The organism is Paenibacillus sp. B2(2019), from assembly GCF_008370385.1.
In the GTDB taxonomy this organism is placed as follows: domain Bacteria; phylum Bacillota; class Bacilli; order Paenibacillales; family Paenibacillaceae; genus Paenibacillus_AQ.
Map to the genome: position 1 here is coordinate 1,105,265 of NZ_VTZR01000002.1, position 7,115 is coordinate 1,112,379.

Annotated in this window: 1 protein-coding gene; it reads left to right on the forward strand. The window is 42.6% G+C overall.

The window, feature by feature from the left end; all coding sequences use genetic code 11:
* Positions 1-43 precede the first annotated feature (43 nt).
* Complete coding sequence (locus tag PAENI_RS05500; RefSeq protein ID WP_149644526.1) at positions 44-7,054, forward strand: discoidin domain-containing protein; 7,011 nt, start codon at positions 44-46, stop codon at positions 7,052-7,054.
* Positions 7,055-7,115 lie beyond the last annotated feature (61 nt).

A 7,115-nucleotide genomic window follows, 5' to 3' on the forward strand; every position in this document is an offset into this window, starting at 1 on the left:
AAGTGGGTTCTATGATTATTTTTATGAGAAGGGGGTAATCTGGATGATTACTACAGTTAAACGAAGGTTGACCATGTCTTTTCTTTCTATTTCTTTAGTCGCACCTATGTTTATGGGTTTAACAGGTCAGAAGGTAGATGCAGCGAATACTACGATTAAATTAGATCCAAACCATATGAAGCAATCTTGGGAGGGATGGGGAACCTCACTTGCCTGGTTCGGTAATATCACTGGTGGTTGGAACGATAAAGTCAAAAATGCAATGGCTGATGCACTATATTCTCCAGACGGATTGAATTTTAATATTGCTAGATATAATATAGGCGGCGGAGAGAATCCTGCTTACAATACGATGCGCCAAGGAGGGGAAGTACCCGGATTCTCGCCATCACCTGGAGTATTTGATTGGGCGCAAGATGCTAATCAGCGTTGGTGGCTGCAGGCGGCTAAAGAACGAGGTGCCAACATTCTGGAAGCGTTCTCCAACTCTGCTCCGTATTATATGACGGAAAGCGGAAGTACGACTGGTCACTGGGATTCGGGGAAAGACAACTTGAAGCCGGATGAGTACGAGAACTTTGCTAATTATTTGACAGAAGTGGTTAAGCATTTCAAAGATGACTGGAATATTGACTTCAATTATCTATCACCAGTGAATGAACCTAGTACGAGTTACTGGGGATTCGGTGGGGGACAAGAGGGTTCCCACTGGGATGTTGGTTCTCAAATGAAGATCATAAATACAACACGTGCTAAATTGGATGCAGCAAATCTACAATCTGTACAAATAGCTGCCATGGATGAATCTATTCTGGACACCTTTGTAAGTAACTGGAACTCTTATGATGAGACAACTAAAGCTAATGTTGGTAAAATGAATGCCCACTCCTACGGTGGTTCAAAGCGAGCTGAGATCAGAGATGCCGCCAAAGCTGCAGACAAAACGTTGTGGATGTCTGAAGTGGATTTAGGTCCTTCTGGGGTTGCCCACGACCATGATGATTTCGAACCAGCACTAGCATTGGCAGAAAGAATTATGACGGACATTACTTGGCTAGAACCTACGGCGTGGATCACTTGGCAAGCGTTTGAAAGCGAGAAGAATATGCAGAAGGATAAGGAGAACATGAACTGGGGTCTCCTTCATGCAGATTTCGACACGCAAGAATGGTGGTATACGAAGAAGTATTATGCCATGCAGCAATTTAGTAAATTTATTCCGCAGGGTGCACGTTTCATAGAGGATACAGACGATAACACGTTGGCCGCTTATGATCCTTCAACTAACAAAATTCATGTTGTATATAGAAATCCTAACGTAACCAGTCAAAATATTTCTTTAGACTTGTCACAGTTCGATACGATCTCTGGAGATGCAACGCCTTATGTTTCTTCCGCGACAGAGAATGTCGTACAGAAGACTAAAGTTCCTGTTCTGGATAATATGTTGCAAACGACTGTTGGAGCAAAATCCATCACAACCTTCGTAATTGATGGCGCTACCTATACAAGCGACTCTCTAATTCCTCAGAGTGATATGACGGCAACAGCAAGTAGCGCTCAGTCTGGTGAAGAAGCTGAGAGAACATTGGATGGAGATGCTTGGACAAATTGGCACACTTCATGGGACCCTTATAATGCGGGACCGCATTCGATAACCTATGATCTTGGAGCCGAATATGATGTCAACAAGCTGAGTTATATGCCTCGGCAAGATAAAGATGAGAACGGTATTGTAACGAAGTTTACCATCGAAGTGAGTTCGGATGGCGATAACTTCACACCGGTTGCGAAAGGAACCTGGAAGAACGATAAATCCGAAAAAACTGCAACGTTTTCTACGCAGAAAGCGAAGTTTGTAAGGTTAAACGTAGATGAAAGTAATGGGTCTGGAGCACAGTACGCATCGGCTGCAGAGATAAATATTATGAGAAAGTCCAATTTCACAGTGGATACGACTTCACTCGCTAATGCAATTTCTAGAGCAGAAGACTATATCTCAGCTAATAACGCAAATGTAAATGTATCGGATTTGCAAAAGTTGGTGGTTGAAGCCAAAGTTGTTCAAAAGAACACTTTAGCAACACAGGAAGAGATCACACAAATCCTTTACAAACTGAACGTCGAATATAGCGTTTTAGGCCAAGGACTTATCCCACAAAGCCAGATGACGGCAACGTCTGACAATTCCGCATCTGAGGATGGACCGGAGAAGACTATTGATGGCGATCTTTGGACCAAATGGCATACTGCATATAACAACGATTATTCAACACTTCCGCATTCCATTACTTATAATCTCGGTAAAGCATATAACGGTATCTATAAACTTCAATATTTGCCACGACAGGATGTAGACTGGAATGGTGTAGTCACTAAGTTCGAAGTTTCTGTAAGTGACGATGGTGATAAATTCACCAAAGTAGTTGCAGAAGGAACTTGGAATGCCGATAAGACAGAGAAAACAGCAACCTTTAATGCGCAGGGTGCTAAATATGTTAGATTTACTGCACTTGAATCGAGAAGCGATGCAGGTAAGCAATATGCATCTGCTGCAGAGATCAATATTTTTAACAAGCAGGGATATAAAGTGGATTTCTCCAGCTTAGACAGCGCAATTCAAGCTGCAGAGAAGTTCAAAACAGATTCTGGGAAAGATGAGTCTTACTTCAAGAATCTGGACGCGATCCTTAGTCGAGCTAGTACTCTGCTAAATAGCGCAACAGCGACACAAGAAGAGATCGCGAAATTTGCCAGCCGTATCTTAACTGAAATATCCAATATTCAAAACAGTGATCCAAATATTAAGGGAATGAGCCTTTTCTATACACCAGAAGCTTATTACGCGAATCCAGCCAATCTAATGGTGGATAACGACATATCTACCTACTTCGAATCGAACTGGGACAAGAATGGAGTGAAGTATAAATCTGGCGATTATATCGTTGTAGATCTGGGTGAGAGCATGCGTGACGTTGGTAAGGTGCTTGTTACACCAAGACAAGACAAGGCAAACGGTCGCATCAAACAATTCAAAATCTATTACAGCGATGTGAATCTGAAGGATTTACCTGCTGACGCTGTCGGTACGCAAGCTTATTTGGACAAGAATTTCAAATTTGCAGCAAATGGCTCTTTTGATGACTATAGCACGAGTGTTCAATCCGCAACGTTCAAATCCGTTGAAGCTCGGTATATCGCGATTCAGGCTATAACTACTGGCGGTGACGGTAACACACTCAGCGCTGCAGAAATTGCAGTTAGTCAGAAACAAACAGCGACTTTTGATACTAGTAAACTACAATCAGCAATCGATCAATTGCGTACGTTGTCAGACATTAGTCCAAAAGTGGAAGCTGCGATAGAAAAGCAAATTACAACGATCGGTGATCTTAGTGATTTAACCGAAGAAAGCATTTCGCAATACACCAGACAGATAAATGACTTATACAATCTCTATTTGACTGTAAATAACAGAAACTCCATAAAGAGCGGTGAAGTATGGTTGGATACGGAAGGCGTGCCGATTCAAGCACATGGCGGAGGCATTCTGTACAACGAGAAGAATAAGACATATTACTGGTACGGTGAAGACAAGACGGAAGGTTATCTTCCTACTGGAGTTCACGCATATTCGTCCAAAGATTTGTACAAATGGCAAAATGAAGGCATTGTATTGCCTGTCTTCAATAACCCTCAACTTGGCGAAGCTGTAGTGTCGGCTGGAAATGACCTGCCATTATATCTAGATGAAAATTCTGAAACGTACAAGAATAGCGGGGTTCCATACGATCCGGATAGGAAAGTAGAAATTAAAAGTAAAGATGAAGATTATACAGGTAACATGAAAGCACCAAACAATACGCTCAGTAAACATAATTCACCAGCTCGAATCGCTGAGCTAAATGCGCTGTATGCGAATTATTCGAATGAAGAGAAGCAAAAGATGTATAAAGATTTCAACTGGGATAAAGTTGTCGAGCGTCCTAAAGTCGTCTACAACAAGAAGAACAACAATTATGTGTTGTGGTGGCATCAAGACGGACCGATTGCTGGCGAATATTGGACAGCCGAAGGTGGTGTTGCTGTCAGTGATTCGCCGACTGGACCATTTAAATATCTCGGCTCATCCCGATTGCCAAATGTAGGTGATGAACATGGCAATGAAGGAATGCTTCGTGATATGACCTTGTATGTCGATGACGATGGTAATGAAGCGACGGATGACAAAGCCTACTTGATTTTTTCTTCCGAAGAAAATGCTACGACCATAATCATGATGTTGAACGATGATTATACTGGTCCAGCCCAGAATGAGAAGGGTGAATCCTTAGAAGGAACTCACTATGTGAGAGCGTTTAAAGATTGGAGAGAAGCACCAACGATCTTTAAGCAAGACGGAGTCTATTATATGATTACGTCCGGTTTGTCCGGTTGGGATCCTAACGAAGCCCAATACCGCGTCTCCACTGAGGGAATGTTTGGACCGTGGGAAAATAAAGGCAATCCTATGGTTAATGACAATAGAAATACCTTCAGGAGCCAAAGCACGTTTGTACTGCCTTATCGGGATGGTAATGGTGTTCTGGTACCGAATAAATTTATCTTTATGGCCGATCGCTGGTACCCGAGTAATTTGAGTGATTCCAGATATGTTTGGCTTCCGATTGAACTCGATAACGAGAATCGCAGAATTGCGGTAAGTTGGCATGATGAGTGGGATACTTCTCTATTCAAGACCGGTACGACTATTAACTTCAATAGTAATGGAGGAAGTTCGATTTCTTCCTTGTATGGGGTTGAAGTCGGTACGAAAATTACTGCGCCTACAGAACCGACTCGTGATGGATTTAAATTTGTGAATTGGTATCAAGACGCAGCCTTGAATACAGTATGGGATTTTACTGTTGATACGGTTCCGGCAAATGATATTACTCTCTATGCGAAATGGGAGCCTGTAGCTGCACCAGTGATTACAAATATCATGCCAGTCAATGTAGCTACGGTGATTGGAACTCCACCTGTACTGCCAACAGTTGTAACGGCTGTATACAGCGATGGAACAACCCAAAATAAATCAGTTGTATGGGACGTAATTGATCCTTCACAGTATGCCGAAGCGGGTGTCTTTAGCGTAAGTGGAGCGGTAGACGGCACAGTGATCCCAGCTGTTGCGAATGTAATCGTAAGCGATGATGTTAATAGAGCACAACTTGCCGCACGAATCGCAGATGCACGAGCCATTCATGATTTAGTCGTGGAAGGAACGGCTGTTGGTCAGTATGCAATAGGTTCGAAACAGAAACTGATGGATTCGATCATGGAGGCACAGCAAGTGCTTGACAATGATTCAGCTACACAGTCTGAGTTAGATCAAGCAACAAATGATTTGAATTCAGCAATTCAAGTGTTAGAGGCTTCAAAGAATCAACATGTTAAAGTACAGTCTATCTCAATCACGAGCGTTTCGTCGTCCATTGAAGTGAAGAAAGGAACTCTGCAGTTACAAGCGGAAGTCCAACCGGCTAATGCTACGAACAAAACCGTTACGTGGGCGGTCTATGAAGCAGATGGAAAAACTATAGCGGATAAAGCAATCATCAATACAAATGGGTTGTTAACGGCTGCGAAGAACGGCGTTGTGAAAGTCGTTGCAACATCCTTTGATAACACCACAGTTTACGGAATAAAAGAGATTATGATAAGCGGTCAAAATGACAGCCCAGAGCCTACTCCAAGCCCAGGAACAAATCCAGGCAACCCAACGACATCAACGAGTCCTACACCTACACCAACGACCCCTCCTACAAAAGAAGATCCACATCGTTATGTGCCAACTAGTAAAGAACTACAAAATGAAACTGCACAGAACGGAACAACAAGCCTGACCATTAACATTGATAAGGAAGCTTTAGCGAAGAAGTTAGAAGCACTTAACAAAACTACAGGAACCCCTAATCTTGACATCGAGATTCCGGGAATGAATTCATGGAATGCAGTCAATTTGCCATTGGATGTCTTGTACAACAGCCTGAAAGCAAATAAGGAAACAATCATAACACTAAGAAGCCATTTAGGCAGTTATGAACTTCCACTTGCCAATCTTAATCGTGAAGAACTTGAGAAAGCAGCTAAAGTTGCGGGTGCAACCTTAATCATTCGAATGGATAATGTGACTTCACAGCATGAGCAGAAGTTTGAACAATCCATAGTAGAAAAAGGAATGAAACGAGTAAGCGACATCATCGCGTACAAAGTCATTCTTAAATCGAATGATAAAGAAGCAGAGCTTCAACGTTTCGGAAATCCGTTTATGACACGTGTCATAAATATGGATGGCGTTATTCAAGATCCATCGACTGCGACCGCTGTTATGCTCGATCCGGTTACAGGACAAATGCGGTTCGTACCATCGGTGTTTAATGTGAAGAACGGCAAGACTGAAGTCTCGATCTTCGGACATGAAAATGGTCTATACACCATCGTTCAGAACAAGAAAACCTTCGATGATATGATTGGACATTGGGCACAAAAGGATGTTGAAACCTTAGCCTCTAAACTGATCATTAACGGAATGTCGGATCGGACGTTTGCACCAGCAGGCCAAGTTACACGTGCTCAATTTGCGGCACTACTGGTAAGAGGACTGGGGTTATCGACGGAGTCGTTAACGAATATGTTTGCAGATGTTAGTACAACTGCGTGGTATGCACAAGATGTGAATACAGCAGCGAAACTTGGTTTGGTTCAAGGCATTGGTGAAGGGAAATTTAGTCCGGATTCACGGATTACGAGAGAGCAAATGGTTGTGATGATCATGAACGCTGTTCAGCTCGTTCAAGGAGATCATAGAACTGAAGCTCAATTGCGCACTCCATTTGCCGATCAAGCAAGTATCTCTGATTATGCTACCCAAGCCGTAACAGAAGCAGCAAACAAAGGGTTAATCAAAGGCAAAACAGAAACAACATTTGCTCCGCAAGATGCAGCCACACGTGCTGAGGCAGCGGTTATGATCAAACAAGTTTTGCAATACTTGAAGTTTATGAACTAGATAAATGTTAGAAATTGTGCTCGGTTCACACTGATCTGTGAACCGAGCACAATAATTATCA